General features: G+C 66.9%; 22 protein-coding genes. 9 read left to right on the top strand and 13 right to left on the bottom strand.

Annotation, left to right across the window (positions count from 1 at the left end; all coding sequences use genetic code 11):
* Positions 1-165 precede the first annotated feature (165 nt).
* The gene (locus KF837_40070) at positions 166-1,566 is read left to right on the top strand and encodes an NAD(P)-binding domain-containing protein (GenBank protein ID MBX3233589.1); all 1,401 of its coding nucleotides are present in this window, start codon (positions 166-168) and stop codon (positions 1,564-1,566) included.
* A gap of 84 nt (positions 1,567-1,650) precedes the next feature.
* A complete protein-coding gene (locus KF837_40065) occupies positions 1,651-2,256 on the top strand; it encodes a sigma-70 family RNA polymerase sigma factor (GenBank protein MBX3233588.1) in 606 nt (201 codons plus the stop codon).
* Positions 2,257-2,274: 18 nt separating this feature from the next.
* Here KF837_40065 and KF837_40060 read toward each other — a convergent pair whose 3' ends face one another.
* The gene (locus KF837_40060) at positions 2,275-2,454 is read right to left on the bottom strand and encodes a hypothetical protein (protein ID MBX3233587.1); all 180 of its coding nucleotides are present in this window, start codon (positions 2,452-2,454) and stop codon (positions 2,275-2,277) included.
* A 70-nt stretch (positions 2,455-2,524) separates the two neighbouring features.
* Here KF837_40060 and KF837_40055 point away from each other — a divergent pair, with 70 nt between their 5' ends.
* Positions 2,525-3,736, top strand: coding sequence for an MFS transporter (locus KF837_40055; protein ID MBX3233586.1), 1,212 nt, complete (start codon positions 2,525-2,527; stop codon positions 3,734-3,736).
* Here the strand turns inward: KF837_40055 and KF837_40050 are convergent.
* From KF837_40050 to KF837_40000, 11 genes are all read right to left on the bottom strand, one after another.
* Positions 3,718-4,074: a hypothetical protein gene (locus tag KF837_40050; GenBank protein ID MBX3233585.1), complete on the bottom strand. Its 357-nt coding sequence runs from the start codon at positions 4,072-4,074 to the stop codon at positions 3,718-3,720. The genes KF837_40055 and KF837_40050 overlap by 19 nt on opposite strands.
* A gap of 26 nt (positions 4,075-4,100) precedes the next feature.
* Positions 4,101-4,859: an arsenical resistance protein ArsH gene (arsH, locus tag KF837_40045; protein MBX3233584.1), complete on the bottom strand. Its 759-nt coding sequence runs from the start codon at positions 4,857-4,859 to the stop codon at positions 4,101-4,103.
* Positions 4,860-4,863: 4 nt separating this feature from the next.
* Positions 4,864-5,268, bottom strand: a complete 405-nt coding sequence (locus tag KF837_40040; GenBank protein ID MBX3233583.1) for an arsenate reductase ArsC — start codon at positions 5,266-5,268, stop codon at positions 4,864-4,866.
* Positions 5,265-6,365, bottom strand: coding sequence for an ACR3 family arsenite efflux transporter (gene arsB / locus KF837_40035; GenBank protein ID MBX3233582.1), 1,101 nt, complete (start codon positions 6,363-6,365; stop codon positions 5,265-5,267). Before arsB ends, KF837_40040 begins: the two co-directional genes overlap by 4 nt.
* Positions 6,366-6,461: 96 nt before the next feature.
* The gene (locus KF837_40030; protein ID MBX3233581.1) at positions 6,462-6,767 is read right to left on the bottom strand and encodes a helix-turn-helix transcriptional regulator; all 306 of its coding nucleotides are present in this window, start codon (positions 6,765-6,767) and stop codon (positions 6,462-6,464) included.
* 59 nt (positions 6,768-6,826) lie between these two features.
* The gene (locus tag KF837_40025; protein MBX3233580.1) at positions 6,827-7,528 is read right to left on the bottom strand and encodes a hypothetical protein; all 702 of its coding nucleotides are present in this window, start codon (positions 7,526-7,528) and stop codon (positions 6,827-6,829) included.
* Between the two features lie 87 nt (positions 7,529-7,615).
* The gene (locus KF837_40020; protein ID MBX3233579.1) at positions 7,616-8,212 is read right to left on the bottom strand and encodes a heavy-metal-associated domain-containing protein; all 597 of its coding nucleotides are present in this window, start codon (positions 8,210-8,212) and stop codon (positions 7,616-7,618) included.
* An 80-nt stretch (positions 8,213-8,292) separates the two neighbouring features.
* Entirely contained in the window at positions 8,293-8,934 is a 642-nt protein-coding gene (locus KF837_40015; GenBank protein ID MBX3233578.1) for a response regulator transcription factor, read from the bottom strand.
* Positions 8,931-10,067, bottom strand: coding sequence for a sensor histidine kinase (locus KF837_40010; protein ID MBX3233577.1), 1,137 nt, complete (start codon positions 10,065-10,067; stop codon positions 8,931-8,933). Before KF837_40010 ends, KF837_40015 begins: the two co-directional genes overlap by 4 nt.
* Positions 10,068-10,079: 12 nt before the next feature.
* The gene (locus KF837_40005; protein MBX3233576.1) at positions 10,080-10,583 is read right to left on the bottom strand and encodes a hypothetical protein; all 504 of its coding nucleotides are present in this window, start codon (positions 10,581-10,583) and stop codon (positions 10,080-10,082) included.
* Positions 10,584-10,678: 95 nt separating this feature from the next.
* Positions 10,679-11,698, bottom strand: coding sequence for a hypothetical protein (locus KF837_40000; GenBank protein MBX3233575.1), 1,020 nt, complete (start codon positions 11,696-11,698; stop codon positions 10,679-10,681).
* Between the two features lie 245 nt (positions 11,699-11,943).
* On the opposite strand from KF837_40000, the gene KF837_39995 reads away from it, so the two are divergent.
* From KF837_39995 to KF837_39980, 4 genes are all read left to right on the top strand, one after another.
* On the top strand, positions 11,944-12,138 hold the full coding sequence (locus KF837_39995; GenBank protein ID MBX3233574.1) for a hypothetical protein: 195 nt from the start codon (positions 11,944-11,946) through the stop codon (positions 12,136-12,138).
* 88 nt (positions 12,139-12,226) lie between these two features.
* Positions 12,227-12,583, top strand: a complete 357-nt coding sequence (locus KF837_39990) for a response regulator transcription factor (GenBank protein MBX3233573.1) — start codon at positions 12,227-12,229, stop codon at positions 12,581-12,583.
* A 112-nt stretch (positions 12,584-12,695) separates the two neighbouring features.
* Positions 12,696-12,911 carry a heavy-metal-associated domain-containing protein gene (locus KF837_39985; protein MBX3233572.1) on the top strand — a complete coding sequence of 72 codons (216 nt, stop codon included), beginning with the start codon at positions 12,696-12,698 and terminating at the stop codon, positions 12,909-12,911.
* Positions 12,912-12,914: 3 nt separating this feature from the next.
* Positions 12,915-14,132 (top strand): FAD-dependent oxidoreductase, encoded by a 1,218-nt coding sequence (locus tag KF837_39980; protein ID MBX3233571.1) that lies wholly within the window; start codon positions 12,915-12,917, stop codon positions 14,130-14,132.
* Positions 14,133-14,140: 8 nt separating this feature from the next.
* Here KF837_39980 and KF837_39975 read toward each other — a convergent pair whose 3' ends face one another.
* Positions 14,141-14,479, bottom strand: coding sequence for a YHS domain-containing protein (locus tag KF837_39975; protein MBX3233570.1), 339 nt, complete (start codon positions 14,477-14,479; stop codon positions 14,141-14,143).
* Between the two features lie 125 nt (positions 14,480-14,604).
* On the opposite strand from KF837_39975, the gene KF837_39970 reads away from it, so the two are divergent.
* Positions 14,605-15,660 (top strand): hypothetical protein, encoded by a 1,056-nt coding sequence (locus KF837_39970; protein ID MBX3233569.1) that lies wholly within the window; start codon positions 14,605-14,607, stop codon positions 15,658-15,660.
* Between the two features lie 55 nt (positions 15,661-15,715).
* The gene (locus KF837_39965) at positions 15,716-16,828 is read left to right on the top strand and encodes a hypothetical protein (protein MBX3233568.1); all 1,113 of its coding nucleotides are present in this window, start codon (positions 15,716-15,718) and stop codon (positions 16,826-16,828) included.
* The last annotated feature ends 16 nt before the right edge of the window (positions 16,829-16,844 follow it).

Below are 16,844 nucleotides of genomic sequence, written 5' to 3'. Positions count from 1 at the left end.
CGTGCTGCGCCACATCGCATTCGTCGATTGTTCTAGAATAGACGAACTAATCAGCCGCGGCTACGAAACTCTCTTCTAGCCGAAGGCGGCCCCGCGCCTCAGGCGATGGCGAATATTGCGTCCTTTTCGGACCGGGCACGTCTTGGTCCTCGAAGACATTCGCTGATGCAGGAGGATCTGATGCAGACGATGGTGAACGCCAATCTTCCGACGGTCGTGATCGGTGGGGGGCCTGTCGGCCTCGCCGCAGCCGCGCATCTCCTCTCCCGCAGCATGCCGGCGCTCGTCCTCGAGGCGGGAGATGATGTCGCCGCGAACGTTCGCGATTGGGGGCACGTGCGGTTGTTCTCCCCCTGGCGTTACAACGTCGACAAGGTCGCGGCGAAGCTGCTCGAAGGCGAAGGCTGGACTGCGCCGGCCCCCGAGGGGCTTCCGACGGGCGGAGAGCTCGTCGAGCAGTATCTCCGGCCACTCGCCCGGATACTCGAGAAAGCCGACCAGATCCGCTTCGGGCACCGCGTGATCTCGATCACGCGGCTCGGTACCGACAAGATGAGGACCCGAGACCGAGACACGATCCCGTTCGTCGTCCGCGTCCGTGACGCGCGCGGAGATGAGCGCGATCTGCTCGCGCGGGCTGTGATCGATGCGTCAGGAACGTGGGCAACGCCGAACCCAATCGGCGCCGCCGGTCTCCGCGCCATCGGTGAGGAGCAGCTCGCCGAGCGGATCCGCTATGGCATCCCGGACGTCGCCGGTCGCGACCGCGAGCGCTACGAAGGGAAGACCACCCTCGTCGTCGGCGCCGGGCACTCCGCGGCCAATGCCATCCTCGCGCTCGTCGACATCGCCGCGGAGAACGCCACGACGCGCGTCGTGTGGTCGACTCGCAGCCAGGACCTGACGCGAGTCTTCGGCGGCGGCGAGGCTGATGGGTTGCCCGCGCGCGGTGAGCTGGGAGCGCGCCTGCGCGGACTCGTGGAGTCGGGTCGGCTCGAGCTCGTGCGCGGCTTCTCGATCCTTCAACTGACACGGTCCGTCTCGGGCGACGCGATCGACGCGAGCGGCTTTCGCGATGGTGAAGCACACCGGATCATGAACATCGACACCATCATCGCGGCAACCGGTCAGCGGCCCGACCTCGGCATCAACCGGGAGCTGCGCCTCGAGCTCGATCCGTGGCTGGAGTCTGCAAAGCAAATCGGGCCACTCATCGACCCGAACGAGCACAGCTGCGGGACCGTGCGTCCGCACGGCGCCGTCGAGCTCGCCCACCCCGAGCCGAGCTTCTACATCATCGGCAGCAAGAGCTATGGTCGGGCGCCGACGTTCCTGCTCGCCACCGGGTACGAGCAAGCCCGCTCCGTCGTCGCGATGCTGGCCGGAGACCGCGAAGCGGCGACGCGCGTCGAGCTCGACCTCCCCGAGACGGGCGTGTGCTCGACCGCAAGCGCGGAGCCTGGGAGCTCGTGCTGCGCTCCCGCGGAAGCCGCGCCGGTGGCGGCGACGACCTCCTGCTGCGGCCCGCGCCCCGCTCCAGGTCCGGCGGCGTCGTGCTGCGGTTGAAGACGTCTCGAAACCGCTAGGAAACGCGCTTCAGCGACTTTGTTGCGTCCATTCGCGTCGTCCTTCGTCTTGAAGGACATGACGATGGCGACTGCTACTCTCGACGACGTGACCTCGAACCTGGAGGCCCCGACCGTCGATCGGCTCGACCGTGCGCACCTCTCGCTGCGTGCCGACGTGCATCGCTTCATCGCGCGTCGGGTCGAGCCCGCGGCGACGGATGACCTCGTGCAGGAGGTCTTCCTCAAGGTGCACGAGAGCGCGACGGAGCTGCGCGACGCCGAGCGCCTCGCGCCGTGGTTGTTTCGCATCGCCCGCAACGTCGTGATCGACCATCTGCGGAAGCGCAAGACGCGCACGCATACTTCTCTCGATGAAGTGGACGAGCCCGTCGCGCCGGAGCCCGAGGCCAACTTCAACGAGGAGATGGCGGCCTGGTTCCGCCCGATGATGGATCTCTTGCCGGAGGAGTACCGCGTCGCGCTCGAGCTCACCGAGATCGACGGGCTTACGCAGCGGGAGCTGGCGCAACGCGTCGGGCTGTCCCTCTCCGGCGCCAAGTCGCGCGTGCAGCGCGCGAAGCACCTGCTCGAAGGCATCGTGCGCGCGTGCTGCGACTTCGAGGTCGACGCACACGGCAACTTCGTCTCGTGCCGTCCGCGGAGCAGAGGATCTTGCAGGTCGTGCTGATCGATTCTGCGTCCTTCGTCACCGGTCCACGTCTTCAGGAGTGAGAGCCTCGAGAGGGGTCCAAACCTGGAGCTGACGAATGAAGACGAACGACGAAGTGACGAAGACAATGGGGTCGACGACCCAGAACACGAGCGCCCCGAAGGCGAGTTGCTGTTCGCCGAGCGAAAAGGAGACGTGCTGCGAGCCGTCCGCCAAGCCAGAGTGCTGCGGGACGGCGAGCGCGACGGCGAAGCCGTCCTCCTGCGGCTGCCGCTAATCGATGTCGATGACGGCCTCACCGATCGGAAGCGCGGTGAGGCCGTGGCGGGCCGTCGCGATGCTATCCATCTCGGAGACCGTCGCGTGGGGGATCCTCTATTACTCCTTCGGAGTCCTTCTTCGACCGTTCGCATCGCACCTGCAGGCCTCCGAGGCGTCGATCGCCGGTGCGTTCTCCGGCGCGATTCTCGCTTCGGCCGCGACTGCGTGGGTTGCTGGCGCGAGCATCGATCGGTGGGGGCCGCGTCCGGTGATGACCCTCGGCGCCCTTCTCGGAGTGGGAGCCTTCGCGTCGCTCGCTTCGGTCGACACTCTTGCCGCCTTCTATGTCGCGTGGGCGCTGATCGGGGTGAGCCAAGCCGCCGTGCTCTACGAGCCTGCGTTCGCGGCGATCGCGAAGTGGTTTTCGGACCCGAATGAGCGGTCCCGTGCGCTGCTCAGCGTGACGCTGGTCGCTGGCTTCGCCAGCACGATCTTCGTTCCGCTGACGGCTGCGCTGTACGAGCGCTTCGGTCACGAGCGGAGCGTGCTGCTCCTCGCGTTGGTCGCGCTGGTGACGGTCGTCCCGCTGAACGCGGCGCTGCCGCGCCATCATGCAGCCGCGAAGCCAGGGCGGGAGCCCACCCCCGCCGCCAGGGCGTCCACGCACGCGTCGGACGGCTTTCCCGTGCTCGCCGCCGTCTTCAGCCTGCAAGCGTTCGCCTCGGCCGGCGTGACGGTGCATCTCGTCACCCATCTCCGCGAGAATGGATTCGAGCTGACGGCGGCAGCAGCGGTCACAGGGTTGCTCGGGGCCGCGCAGGTCCCGGCTCGCCTCCTTTACCAAACGTTCCAGCGCCTCCTCGGCGCGCGCGCGAGGCTTCCGGTGCTCCTCGGCGTTCAGGCCCTGAGCCTCGTCGGGGTGCTCGCGACGGCCCATCCGGTCGCGATCGCCTCCGCGCTCGTGTTCGGAGCCGCGAACGGCCTGATGACGCTCGAACGTGCGGTCGTGATCGCGGACGTCTTCGGAACGGAGCGCTACGGCGCGGTCAGCGGGCGCGTCGCGACGGTAGCGAACGCGGCCCGCGCGGCGGCGCCCCTCGCGGTTGGCCTGCTGAAGACGATGGCGGCCTCGTACGCGATCCCGTTCCTCGGGCTCGCCGTTCTGACCGCGGTGGCGGGCGCGATGGCCTGGGCCTGGGCACGCGACGGCTTCGCGGCTCAGAAGACGACGGTGTAGCGAACGCCATACTGGTCGGCACACTCGCCGAAGGCGTACGTCTCGGCGATCCGGTGCACGAGCCTGCACCGCAGAACCGCATTGGATCGACAGACGAGAACAGCGACACCTGCATCCGTCGTCGCATCGCTGTCCGAATCCACCGAGCGCGCGTTGTCGGCTCTGTCCGTTCGCGAGACGCGGCCCTCGCAGCGCGTGCCATCCGCAAGCTCTGCGGACGCGTTCGCCGAAGCCGCCGAAGTATTCTCGATCGTGAACCGAGAGACCGCCGCTACATCATGGCGATAGAGGCGGCCTTCTTGCGGCGGCGGCGCGCACGCCGTCGAGACGGCCAGCATCCCCGATCCGATTGCGAAGCTTCTTTTCATGATCCCCCCGATTGCCGCTGCCCAGCTTCGCCCTTCGACTCGTGGCTCATCGCCGCCGCGGCGAGCGCGCGAGCCTCGCTCTTCGCAGCTTCTTCCTTTCGCTCGCTGTAACGGTCCGTGAGGTAGGTCGAGCGGTCACGCAAGAGGAGCGTGAACTTCACGAGCTCCTCCATGACGTCGACGACGCGGTCGTAGTACGACGAGGGCTTCATGCGGCCGTCGTCGTCGAACTCCTGAAACGCCTTTGCGACCGACGATTGATTCGGAATCGTGAACATCCGCATCCAGCGGCCCAGCAGGCGCAGGGCATTCACGGCGTTGAACGACTGCGAACCGCCCGAGACCTGCATGACGGCGAGCGTTCTGCCCTGCGTGGGCCGAATGCTCCCGACATTCAAGGGCAGCCAGTCGATCTGGCTCTTCAAGATTCCGGTGAGCGTTCCGTGCCGTTCTGGACTGCACCAGACGTGGCCTTCGGACCAATTCGAGAGCTCACGCAGCTCCTGGACCTTGGGATGATCGGGAGGCGTGCTGTCCGGCATGGGCAAGCCGCGCGGGTCGAACACGCGTGCCTCGGCGCCGAAGTGTCCGAGCAGGCGCGCCGCCTCGAGCGTCAAGAACCGGCTGTACGACCGCTCCCGCAGCGATCCGTACAGCAGGAGGATTCGTGGCCGGTGCGAGGAGGACGCCGCGCGCAGCTTGCCCAGATCCGGAATGTCCAGATGCTCATGGGCGATATTCGGAAGATCGCTCATGCGTCTAGGCGGAGGCCCAGCCTTCGCGCGTGACGAGCTCGCTGACCCGGCCTCGGATGTCGTCGCGAATTTGTCGGACCTCGGCAGCGGGTCGGCCCTTCGGATCGTCGAGCGGCCAATCGTCTCGTCGGAGGCCCGGGACGACCGGGCATGCCTCGCCGCACCCCATCGTGATCAGCATCGTCGCGGTGCGCGCAAGATCGTCCGAGAGATACGTCGGACGCTGAGCGGACAGGTCGATGTCGACCTCCTTCATGACCTCGAGGACCTCCGGGTGAACGCGCGTGCCGGGCTCCGTCCCGGCCGAGATCGCCCGCGCCTTCGCAGGATCAGCGAGTCGATTGAACCACGCGGCGGCCATCTGCGAGCGTCCCGCGTTGTGCACGCAGGCAAAGAGAACCGTCTTCATCGCGCTTCCTCCGTGGCGAACAATCGCCGTTTCAACCAAAGCGACAGGTACACGAGCGCAAGGAGCGCAGGGACCTCGATGAGCGGGCCGACGACGCCCGCGAGCGCCTCACCGGACGAAATTCCGAAGAGACCGATCGCGACGGCGATTGCGAGCTCGAAGTTGTTCCCCGCCGCCGTGAACGAGAGCGACGCAGTCTCCTCGTAGGAGAACCCAAGCTTCTTCGAAAGAAGGAATGCGGCCGTGAACATGATTCCGAAGTAGAGAACCAGCGGCACGGAAATGCGCAGAACGTCGAGGGGCAGGCTCACGATCTTGTCGCCCTGCATCGCGAACATGAGGACGATCGTGTAGAGGAGCCCAAGGAGCGCCGTCGGACCGACCTTCGGTAGGAACCTGCGCGTGTACCAATCCTCACCGCGCCGCCGAACGAGGACGGACCGAGTGAGTGCACCCGCGGCGAGCGGCACCCCGAGGAACAACAGCACGCTCTTCGCGATCTCTGCCATCGAGACGTGGAATGCCGCGCCTTCTGCTCCGAGCCACCGGGGAACGACCGTGATGAAGAGCCAGCCCAGCACCGAGTAGAAAAGGATCTGGAATACCGAGTTGAGCGCGACGAGCAGCGCGGCGATCTCGTTGCTGCCTTTCGCCAACATGTTCCAGATGAGAACCATGGCGATGCAACGCGCGAGACCGATGAGGATGAGCCCCGTCCGGTAGTGCGGAAGGTCCGGCAAGAGCAGCCACGCAAGGGTGAACATCAGAATGGGCCCGAGGACCCAGTTGAAGACCAGCGAGGCGGTGAAGAGCTTTGCGTTTGCCCCAACGGAGGTGAGCTTGCCGTACCGAACCTTCGCGAGGACCGGGTACATCATCCAGAAGAGGCCGATCGCGATCGGCAGCGAGACGCCTCCGATCTTGACGGTATCGAGCGCCGGCCCGATGGCCGGATAAAGGCGACCGAGGCCCACTCCGAGCCCCATGGCGACGAAGATCCAGATGGGCAGGAAGCGATCGATGACCGAGAGCTTGGCGGCGACCTTCGGCGCCGCTGTCGGCTCCTCCTGACCGTTCGCGAGGGCGACGTCAGCCATCGAAGCCGCCGAGGTAGGGGTGGGTGACGTTGATCATGGCGAAATTCCTATTTTGAAACTTGCGGAAGGATCGAAACAGCGGGTGCTCGGAATCCGTCAGCACGTGCCCTTGCCGCCCTTGCAGCAGTCTTCCCAGAGGTAGTCCGTGAGCGCGCGCAGGTTGGCGACCAGGGCGCTGTAGTAAATGTACGTGCCGTCTCGACGAGCCTCGACGAGGCCGGTCCGCGAGAGCTGCTGGATGTGGTGGCTCAGCGTCGACGCCGGGATGTCGACCTTCGACTGGATGTCGCCCGCGGCGACGCCTTCGGGTCCGGCTTGAACGACGTGGCGCAAGATCGCGAGCCGCACGGGATGGCCCAGCGCCGCAAGCTGTTCGGCATGAGTCTCCAGCTTACGAGACATACGATTGTTCTAGAACACTGGAACTATGGAAGCAAGCCTCGTTGAGGTGGAGCTTCCGCTCACGGGCTCGAAACACGGCCAAAGACCCACGCGAGGTCACGGCCGATCTGCGCGACGCGCTCGTCGTAACGTGCGGCCTCCTCGGGCGTACCGTCCGCGATCTTGGGGTCGTCGTACGGCACGGGGATCCTCGCGACGGCGCCCTGAACGTACGGGCATGCGGTGTCGGCCTGGGAGCACGTCATCACCACGATGAAGCCGGACGTCGGGTTCGGCGGATCGGTCAGGCGCTTCGAGAACGCTTCGACCGGATCAACGGACGGGCTCATGCGGACGGAGTAGTGCGGGTTGGTCCCGTCACCCGCGCCGATCTCGAAGCCGACCCGCTGCAAGGCGGCAATCGCTCGCGGGTTGAACGCCGTTGCTTCTGTTCCGCCGGAGAACGTGCGTACGTTCAAGCCCTTCCGGCGGGCGGCCGCGAGACCAAGGAGCTGCGCCATGTGGCTTCGACGCGAGTTGTGCGTGCAGACGAAGAGGACTTCCGCCTGCTTCGTCTCATCCAGGCGGCGCCGAACGGCGGTCGCGAGCTGCGCAAGGCGCCCGCGATGCTCGTCGTCACCCGAAGGCCCAGCGTCCTCCCACTTTTTGAACGAAGCCTCGAGCTGCGGGCTCAGCGCACTCGGGACAGCAGCGGCGCGCGTCTCCGGCGCCGGTTGACGGACGGTGGGCGTCCTTCCTTCGTGACATGCCGCGAGCATCACGAGCGCGGCGGGAAGCAGCTGAACGGTCGACCTCATCTTCGTTTGAGGTACCCGCGAAGAAAGCGTCGAGCAAGCGACGGTTCGGTGTCAGGGCGAGGCGGGCGTACCCGCGGCGGCGATCGGAGGAAGCGCGACCTCGAAGCCCGTCTCGGCCTCGATCGCCTTCGCGTACGCTTCGAGCCGCCCCGGCGCTGGCTCGTAGCTCACGACGACGGTCTGATGCGGGATGTCGAGCTTGAGGTCGTGGAAGCCGCCGACGCCGCGCATCGCCTTGCGCAGTCCGGTTGCACATCCCTCGCAGTCGATCCCTTGAACGTGGATCGCGGCCGTCACCATCGTCGCGCCCGGAGCCGCGGGCACGTGGACGTCTTGGCGCGCGACGTGAGCGAGCACGGACGGGATCGCGGCGAACAGAACGACCGTGCCGGTGGCGATCCAGAGCCCGATCTTGGCGGCCCGAGCGCTCTTGCCTCGGCGAGCGGTCGCGCAACCGCACGCGTCTGCCGTCGGCTTCGCCTTTCGGTAGGTCAGGTAATAGCCGACGCCGAGGAGTCCGACAGTTCCAACGAGGATGTGCGGCCGGTACGCACCAATCGTGGCGAACGCGCCGGCGCCGCCGAGTCCGAGCGCCGCGACGACGAGTGGACCGATGCAACACGAAGACGCCGCGACCGCCGCGAGCACGGCCCCGCCGAGAGACGCGCGTCTCGCGATGGCGCTCGACTCACGGGATTCCTGGTTTGCGAGTGCCGGTTCCGTCATCGTCAGATCAATCCGAGGTGAAGCGCGCGCAAAACGGCGCGGGTGCGGTCGCGAACGCCCAGCTTCGTGAGAATGTTCGAGATGTGATTCTTTACCGTCCCCTCGGCCACGAAGCACGCCTTTGCGATCTCGCGATTGCTGAATCCGCTCGCCATCGTTCGCAGGATCTCGATCTCGCGCTTGGTAAGGGATTCCGGCGGAGACAGCGATTCGAAGCCGGCGCCGAAGCGCTCGATTCCGCGGAGGACACGGTCGGTGACGGCCGGCGCAATCACGCTTCCGCCGTCCGCGAGCGTGCGGATCGCGGCCGTGAGCTGCTCGAGCGACACGTCCTTCAGGAGATAGCCGCGAGCACCGCGCGCGATCCCGCGGAGGACGAGCTCGTCATCATCGAAGGTGGTCAGGATCAGGCACGCAGGGGGATCGGGACGCTTCGCGAGGACATCGAGGACGCCGATGCCATCGAGCTTCGGCATTCGGATGTCGAGGAGCACGATGTCGGGCCGACACGATGCGATGACCTGGAGCGCTTCCTCGCCGTCACCCGCCTCCGCGACGACCTCGAAGTCAGGGACGATGCCGAGCAGCGATCGTAGGCCCTGCCGGACGATGGTCTGATCGTCGACGATGCAGACTCGGATCATGCGGCACTCCGCGGCAATGTCCCCCGCACCTCGAATCCAGTGCCCGAGGCGCGATGGCCGAACGACAGCTCTCCGCGAAGCCCTTCCAGGCGTTCACGCATACCCGTGAGCCCGCGCCCGGGGAGGACGTCACCGACGGCACGCCCGTCGTCGTGGGCGCGGATCTCGATCTCGCTGTCGTTCGCGGCGAGATGGATCCATAGATTCGACGCGGCCGCGTGTTTGATCGAGTTCGTCACGATCTCCTGCACACAACGCACGATCGCGTTCGCGCGATCACCATCCGCGATCTCGAGCTTGGCCGGGACGTCGAGGTGAATGGTCGGCGACTTCACGGCTCCGGCAATCGCGCGCACGGCATCGGCGACGTCGACCGCTCCATCGCTGTGGAGGGCGCTCACCGCCTTGCGCAGGTCGACGAGAAGGCCGCGCGCGACATCCTGCGCCCGCGCGATCGGTTCGGCAGCAGCGCCTCCGGCGGCGAGGTGCTTGGCCGCCTCGAGATTGAGATGAAGCGCCGCGAGGTCATGGCCGAGAAGGTCATGAAGCTCCCGCGCGATCCGCAGACGCTCCGCATCTCGGGTCAGGCTGGCGACGTGCTCGCGCGCGACCTCGAGCTCCGCATTGGTGCGCGCCAGCTCTCGACGCGCGGCGGCCTCCCTCCCTGCGATCGCCGCGATGGTGAAGGCGAACGCCCCGAACCCGAGCGCTCCGATCGACCACTTGAGGCCGGCGGCGGTGCCCATCTGCAGCATCGCGAGCTGGGAGAGCGCGACGCTTTGAAGGACCAGCCACGTCAACGCGAGGCGCATGGGCAGGAACAGCCCCAGCTCGACGCCGACGACAATCAGCAGCGAGGTCTCGAAGCCGGTGCAGATCCGCGAGAGCATGACGAGCGCCGCAAGGGATTGGAGCCCGAGCCAGACCCTTGCGCGTCCACCGTCGAGGGACTCGCCCGCGCGCGCGGAGGCCTTCCAGAACGCGAAGCCGAAGACGGCGAAAGACCCACCCCACGTCGCGAAGCCCGCGAGCGACATGCACCCTGGGTCGTGGCCGAAGCCGAGCAAAGCAGGAACGCCCGCGAAGGCCCACGCGAGCAGGCCGACGGCTCGCAGCAGGGTTCGCGTCGTCATGACCGCAACGACTCAGGCGCCGCCGAACGGGATGCCGCGTGCGGTGAGGATCTCGCTTCGGTGCGCGTCGAAGTACGCGGCGCAGGACGCGCAGCAGAAGTAGAGCGGCTTCCCGAGCACCTCGCGTTTCACCGCGTCCTCCTTCACCCTGAAGACCGCACCGCTCACGGGACAGTGCACGACCTCGCCGAGCACCGCTCCGGGCTGGGGTCGTGCGGCGGCCTTCATCGCGGGGGAGTGACTTCCACACGACGCCTTGCAGCCTTCGAACACCGTATCGACCGCCTCGTCCGCGGTCAGCGTCGCGTTCGGGTTGGTCGCGGTGGTCGTGGACGCGGACCCCGCTGCGGCTTGCGCGGCCTGCTCTTGACCGGCGCAGCAGTCGGAGCCGCCGTACCTCCGATACGCGACGAGCAGACCGACGACGGCAATGCCGGCGCAGAGAAGAGCCGTCCGCGGCCTCTTGGGAGCGGTGGGAGCGGGCGGCGCGGGGGTGGCAGGGTTCGTGTCACTCATGCCGCCACAGTGCCGATTTTGGAGGAGGGGCGCCATAGGCCGATCGGCACATTTTTCGGCCATGACTTTCGGCCCAGGGGCCGCGCGCGGGCTTCTCAGGCCCAACGAAGCGCGGACGCGACGGCCTTCGCAAGCTGGAAGGCCTCGTGAACATCCACGACCGCCAACGAGCCGGCATCGTCACCCGGCGCCCACCGTTCCACGGCCGCGGGTGACGTGAAGAACCGCGCGTACCGGCAGAACGATGCTCGCAGGTCGTCGGGCGACGCAGCGAGCGGTGCTGAGAGTGCAGCCGTCGCGGGGGCCGCCTCCACGACTCCGTCCGGGGAGACGTCCAGGCGAACGGACTGACCCGTCGCAGGACACGATGAGCTGACCCGACACCGCCGTCCGAGGATCACCGGGAGGAAGAGCGCATCGAGGGCACACCAGGTGTAGAGCCGTCGGCCTTCGACTTCGAAGGCGTAGGGTGTTTCGCGGAGCGTTAGCGCAGCGCCGACGATGCGCCCGTCGACGTAGTCCAGCACCGGCACCTTCGCGAGCGCGTCATCTATCTCGCCGACGGTCCCGCCCGTGGAAAGGGCCAGCTCCGCGTGCGCGACCGGGGCTCCCCGTGCAAGCTGCCGAAACAGGGCGACCATCACGGGGGCGGTCTCGAGCGGGAAGACATTCAGGAGTGGTTCGACCAACGCGTCGAGGATCGAACGGAGGTGTGTCGACAGCCGCGGCGCCGGCGGAGCGGCGGAAGCTGCACAACAGCCATGGTGTTGCGGAGCCGAAGGCTGCGGTGCGACGGCGACTCGGTCTTGGAGAGCGGCCGCAATCCACGCGGAAGGCGGCGCGCCATCGAGGCGCTCACCGGTCGAGTAGACCCGGCACTGCAGTCCAAAGTCTGATCGTTCCCACGCGCTCGGATCGACGTCGGTCCCATCGACGCGAACGCTGGGCGAGCCGAGGAAACGCCGCGCGATCGCGTCCGCGGAGTCGGTCACTTCGAGAAGCGCGATGTCGGCGGACACGTTGGAGGCCTCGATCGCTTCTCGCGCCCGTGCGGTGGCGAGCTCGATGTGCGGGCAGCCGGCGAAGAAGAGTATTTCGATCCGTTTCGACCTCAAGGCATCTCCTCTGCGGCGCGCACCGTGCAGGAAACATACGCCCGAATCGCACCGCGCCATGTGCCGGAAGGCACATTTTCGGCACGCGCGAGGTCACCGATCGACGGCGAGCTCGAGCGCGGTCTCGACGAGAGTATCGAGCGCGTTGCCACTCCGGAGTCGTCGCCCTGCGAGCCGCCGCCGTGTAATGGGCGGGGCCCGGCTGCGTCTTGTTGATGGGGGCAACAAGTCCCGTCGGAGGACTCATGAGCATCGAAGAAGCGCTTCTGAAGGTCAAAGGCTCGATGACGTGCTCGCAGTGCATCCGCGGCATCGAGAATTTCGTGCGTGCTCTTGGGGACGCCCGTGTCGAGCGCGACGCGACTGAACGAACGCCGCGGCACCTCATGGCTGCGATGACCGGCGGCCACGAGCCGCGACCATTCTTCGACCTCGCATGACCGGTGCGGCCTGTCGGTTCATCCTTCCAACGGTTCTCCGACCGAGGAAGTGTCGCCGTCGGCGGTCGGCGGCTGCTACGGCGACGGGGTGGCGTGCATCCTGGTCGTGGACAGTTTTGACCCGACGCGTGCGGTCACGGCGGACGCCCTCCGTCAGAACGGGTTCACGGTGCACGACGTCGCGGATGATGATGAAGCAGCATCGATTCTCGCCGCCGAAGCGGTTGACGTCGTGCTCCTGGATCTTCCGCTCGAAGACACGATCGAGCTCGCTGCAGAGATCCGACGTGCGACGGCAGCCAGCCGAGGGCCGAAGATCTTCGCGCTTGTCGATCGCGCCGCGACCCCCGAGCGCGGTCGTGCTCGGCAGGCCGGCGTCGATTTCTTCCTCCTGCGCCCTTGCCCGGCGGCCGCTCTCCTCAAGCACCTGTCGCGAATGCTTTGACGAGGCACGCTTCCGCCGCAGCAGCCCGCTGCTTATCTCGCACAGGCACTGTAATGACCGGCGGGCGGATGCGTCTTCGAGATGCGGGCACGAAGCCCGTTAGGAGGACGCAATGACCACCAAAGCAACGGTTCTGGAAGTCGAAGGCATGACCTGCTCCGCGTGTGTGCGCCACGTCGAGCACGCTCTTCGCGGCGTCGAGGGCATCGAGAAGCTCGACGTGAAGATCGGCAAGGTCCGCGTGGAGCACGACGCGACGAAAGCGACGCCAGAGCGCCTCATCGCTGCGATCGCAGACGCCGGCTACGAGTCGCGACCGGAGACCTGACGCATGAACGTCATCGTTGGCACCGGTCTCGCCGCCGTGCGAGCCGCCGAAGCGATGCGCGAGGTAGGGAGCTCGGAGCCGATCATGATGGTCGGCTCCGAGCTTTCTCTGCCGTACGAGCGGCCTCCGCTGTCGAAAGAGCTCCTTCGCGGCGCGATGACGCCCGCGGACGCGCTGCTCCACCCAGAGGACTACTACGCGGCCCACGGAATCGAGCTTGTCCGTGGGAGCGCCGCGACCGGCCTCGACCTCCGTGCCCGCAGCGTCCAGCTCGCGAACGGCCAACAACTTTCCTTCGGCCGGCTGCTGATCGCGACCGGCGCCACGCCGCGACGTCTGCACGTTCCTGGGGAAACACTCGACGGCATCCTCTACCTGCGCTCGCTCGACGACTCAGTCCGCCTGCGAGCCGCGTTGGACCAGGCGGAGCGCGTGGTCGTCGTCGGCGGCGGGTTCATCGGGCTCGAGGTCGCGGCGGTGGCGCGGGCTGCGGGCCGGACCGTCACGCTCCTTGAGGCGGGGCGGCAGCCGCTTGCGCGGCTCCTGCATGGAGCCGAGGTCGCCGGCGCAATCGCGAAGCTTCATCGCGACCAAGGCGTCGACCTCCGTACGGAGACACGAGTGAACGCTTTCCTCGGCGGTGGACGGCTCGAGGGCGTCGAGCTGTCCACCGGGGAACGGCTTCCAGCCGACATCGCGCTCGTCGCGGTTGGTGTCGTCCCGACGACCGACTGGCTCGTCGGCTCGGGTCTCCGACTCGACGATGGCGTCCTCGTCGACGCCGAGCTTCGCACGAACCATCCCGCGATCTTCGCCGCCGGAGACGTCGCACGCGCTTTCCTACGAGAGACCGGACGCCACGCGCGCTTCGAACAGTACGGCGCCGCTCACGAGCAAGGACGCGCCGCTGGACGTGCCATGGCTGGGTTGCCGAGCGTTCCGAGCATCACGCCCGGGGCCGGGTCCGAGCAGTTCGGCGTGCGGATGAGTGTCCTCGGGGCAACGGACGACCACGATCGCATCGTCATCTGCCCCGGCAACGAGGACCACGCCTTTGCAGCGCTGTTCGTTCGGGGCCCCGTCGTTCGCGGCGCCTTCGTCATGGGTCGCGCAAAGGAGCTCCCTGCCGTCCGCCAGCTCGTCCGTCGAAATGCGCCGCTCGACGAGTTCGCGTTCCTGATCGGGACCACGCCGCTTCGCAAGGTCGAGGCACCGAGATGACCGCGCGATCAGGCGCCGGGCTTCTTCAGGAACTTCTCAGGGTCCTTGGCGAATTTGTTATCGCAGCCGGAGCAACAGAAATAATAGGTTTTCCCCTGGTATTCGACCTTCGGAGAGTCGGCCGTGACGACGAACTCCTCGCCCGACGTCGGGCACTTCGTTCGGTCGCCGACCTTGGCGTCTCCGGCAGCTTTGAGCTCGGCAGCGTGGGTGGCTGCGGTTGCTGTTGCAGACGCGGATGACGGCGCCACCGGAGCGGGCGCAGCAGCCGGAGGCGGCGGATCACCGGCACAGGCGGCGAGAAGCGAAACCGAGGAGACGATCAGGTAGACGTGGCGTGAGAGCATCGAGCAGACCTTTTGCGCTCCGCTCCCATGGCGTCAAGCGGACGCATCTACGATCTGCGCGAGCCGCCAGGTTTGTAACCGGCGCGGTTACGGTTGGGCGCGTCGCGGCGTGGTAGAGGGAGACGATGCGCCGGCAGCGGACCTCATTCGCTCTGTCGGAACGAGTCGGTCGGTTCGTGCTCGCACTCGCGTCCGCTGGGGCTTGCCTCCTTTCGTGCAGCGACGAGACCGCAAACGGCTCCGACGCCACAGCTCCCGGCGACCCGAACACGGGTCCCGTTCGATTGAGCGAGACGGGGCTCTACGCCGATGGAGTGCGGTCAATCGCTCCGAGCGTGCTGCGTTTCGCGCCGTCCCATCCGCTCTGGGCCGACGGTGCCGAAAAGACGCGCTACCTCTATCTGCCGCCGGGATCGAAGGTCGACACACAGGACCCGGACCACTGGGTTTTCCCGGTCGGGACGAAGGCCTGGAAGGAGTTTCGCGTGGACGGCAAGCTCGTCGAGACCCGCTTCCTCTGGAAACGCGCGGCGACGCCGGGACACGAGAGCTGGTGGAAGGTCGCCTACGTATGGCTCCCGGACGGGAGCGACGCCGTCGCCAACGTAGAGGGCGTCCGAAACGCTCTAGGAACGACGCACGACGTCCCGAGCCAGGACGACTGCGCCGCCTGTCATGCGTACGTCAAGGACACGGTCATCGGCTTCTCTGCGATCGAGCTCTCGCGGCCGGAGAGCACGAGCCCGGCACGGCCCGCCGACACCGGCCGACTCCTCGAGCTCAGCGGCCGAGCCCTCTTCACGAACCCGCCGGCGGCGGACTTCACGGTACCGGGTGAAGGCACAGGCCGCGATGCCGTCGCATATCTCCACGGCAACTGCGGCTTCTGCCACAACTCACGGCTCGAAGAGCTGACGAAGCGGAAGATACACTTCCGTCTGCTTGTCGCCGACCGATCCGTCGAGCAGACCGGCGCGTACACCACGACGTTCGGGACGAAGGCGTTTCACGAGATCGACGGAACGACCGAGGTCATCGTTCCGGGCGATCCTATGAAGAGCCAGGCCTACGTTCGCATGGTGAAGACCGACGACTACCGGATGCCGCCGAAGGGAACGAAGCTCGTCGATCCCGCCGGCAGCGAGCTCATTCGTAGCTGGATTACCGGACTCGCCCCGTGACCCCGCCGGTTACAGCCGCTTCGCTCGAGAGCCTCTAAGATTGACGGAGATGCCCATGATCGTGCGCCAACCCCTCTCTGCTGCCCTTCTCCTCCTCGCCGCGTCTTTTCTGGCGTGCTCCGAGCACGATGCGTCCCACGGCGCCGCTGCTGATGGTGGACATGACCCGTCGCATACGCCGACTCCGGTCACGGGCGAGGCGAGCAGCACCGGGATCGCGGCCGTCACGTTCGATGCGCTCTACGTCGTGAACGGGGGAGACAATTCGATCTCCGTCATCAACACCGAGACGAACGAGGTCGCCGGCACCATCGCGTTGAAGAACGCTGCTTTTCCTCACCACGTGTACTTGAGCCCGGACCGATCGAAGCTCGCGCTTGCGGTGCCAGGGATCGATCTCAGCGCCGGTCATGGTGGCCATGGGGGCCACGGCGGCGGTACACCGACCCCCGGCATCGTGATGCTCCTCGACGCGACGACGGGCGCCACGTTGAAGTCCCGCACGCTCCCGACGATGAACCATAACGCAGCCTTCGCTCCGTCGGGCGAGATCTGGACGACCCAGATGGCAGAGCCGGGCAAGGTTCTGACGCTCGACGCCACGACGCTCGCGGACACGAGCTCGATCGACGTCGGCGCAGCGCCGGCCGAGGTGACGTTCTCCGCCGACGGAAAATACGCGTTCGTCGCGAACGGGAGCGCCGATTCGGTCACGGTGATCGATACGAACACGAAAGCGGTCACGAAGACGATCGCCGTCGGCGATGGGCCGGTCGGTGCGTGGCAGGGCTCGAACGGTATCGCGTACGTCGACAACGAAGCCGGCAAGACGCTGAGCGCGATCGATACGAAGACGCTCGACGTGAAGCTCACGTACAACCTCGGCTTCACGCCCGCCTACGCGGCGCTGGCTCCAGACGGCTCGCTCTGGATCACGGACACGGACAACGGCAAGGTCGTCGTCAACCTGGCCGACGCCGATACGAAGCAGGGGGAGATCGTCACTGCTGCAGGCGCCCACGCGATCGCCTTTGGTGGCACGAAGACCGGCTACATCACGAACCAGGAGGCGAACACCGTCTCCGTCATCGACGTCGCCACGCGCCAGGTCACGAAGACGATCCCGGTCGGCAAGAAGCCGAACGGGATGGCGTGGCGGCAGAAGTAACGACCTTGTGCCGTCG

The organism is Labilithrix sp., assembly GCA_019637155.1.
Classification (GTDB): Bacteria; Myxococcota_A; Polyangia; order Polyangiales; family Polyangiaceae; genus Labilithrix.
The sequence above is the reverse complement of the archived record's forward strand: the minus strand, read 5'-3'. Positions and strand labels throughout refer to the sequence as shown.

Excerpts from the sequence above, each read along its gene's own strand:
- KF837_40070 (MBX3233589.1), top strand. The coding sequence starts at position 166 with ATGCAGGAGGATCTGATGCAGACGATGGTGAACGCCAATCTTCCGACG.
- KF837_40065 (MBX3233588.1), top strand. The coding sequence starts at position 1,651 with ATGGCGACTGCTACTCTCGACGACGTGACCTCGAACCTGGAGGCCCCG.
- KF837_40055 (MBX3233586.1), top strand. The coding sequence starts at position 2,525 with ATGACGGCCTCACCGATCGGAAGCGCGGTGAGGCCGTGGCGGGCCGTC.
- KF837_40050 (MBX3233585.1), bottom strand. The coding sequence starts at position 4,074 with ATGCTGGCCGTCTCGACGGCGTGCGCGCCGCCGCCGCAAGAAGGCCGC.
- arsH (MBX3233584.1), bottom strand. The coding sequence starts at position 4,859 with ATGAGCGATCTTCCGAATATCGCCCATGAGCATCTGGACATTCCGGAT.
- KF837_40040 (MBX3233583.1), bottom strand. The coding sequence starts at position 5,268 with ATGAAGACGGTTCTCTTTGCCTGCGTGCACAACGCGGGACGCTCGCAG.
- arsB (MBX3233582.1), bottom strand. The coding sequence starts at position 6,365 with ATGGCTGACGTCGCCCTCGCGAACGGTCAGGAGGAGCCGACAGCGGCG.
- KF837_40030 (MBX3233581.1), bottom strand. The coding sequence starts at position 6,767 with ATGTCTCGTAAGCTGGAGACTCATGCCGAACAGCTTGCGGCGCTGGGC.
- KF837_40015 (MBX3233578.1), bottom strand. The coding sequence starts at position 8,934 with ATGATCCGAGTCTGCATCGTCGACGATCAGACCATCGTCCGGCAGGGC.
- KF837_40010 (MBX3233577.1), bottom strand. The coding sequence starts at position 10,067 with ATGACGACGCGAACCCTGCTGCGAGCCGTCGGCCTGCTCGCGTGGGCC.
- KF837_40005 (MBX3233576.1), bottom strand. The coding sequence starts at position 10,583 with ATGAGTGACACGAACCCTGCCACCCCCGCGCCGCCCGCTCCCACCGCT.
- KF837_39995 (MBX3233574.1), top strand. The coding sequence starts at position 11,944 with ATGAGCATCGAAGAAGCGCTTCTGAAGGTCAAAGGCTCGATGACGTGC.
- KF837_39985 (MBX3233572.1), top strand. The coding sequence starts at position 12,696 with ATGACCACCAAAGCAACGGTTCTGGAAGTCGAAGGCATGACCTGCTCC.
- KF837_39980 (MBX3233571.1), top strand. The coding sequence starts at position 12,915 with ATGAACGTCATCGTTGGCACCGGTCTCGCCGCCGTGCGAGCCGCCGAA.
- KF837_39975 (MBX3233570.1), bottom strand. The coding sequence starts at position 14,479 with ATGCTCTCACGCCACGTCTACCTGATCGTCTCCTCGGTTTCGCTTCTC.
- KF837_39970 (MBX3233569.1), top strand. The coding sequence starts at position 14,605 with ATGCGCCGGCAGCGGACCTCATTCGCTCTGTCGGAACGAGTCGGTCGG.
- KF837_39965 (MBX3233568.1), top strand. The coding sequence starts at position 15,716 with ATGATCGTGCGCCAACCCCTCTCTGCTGCCCTTCTCCTCCTCGCCGCG.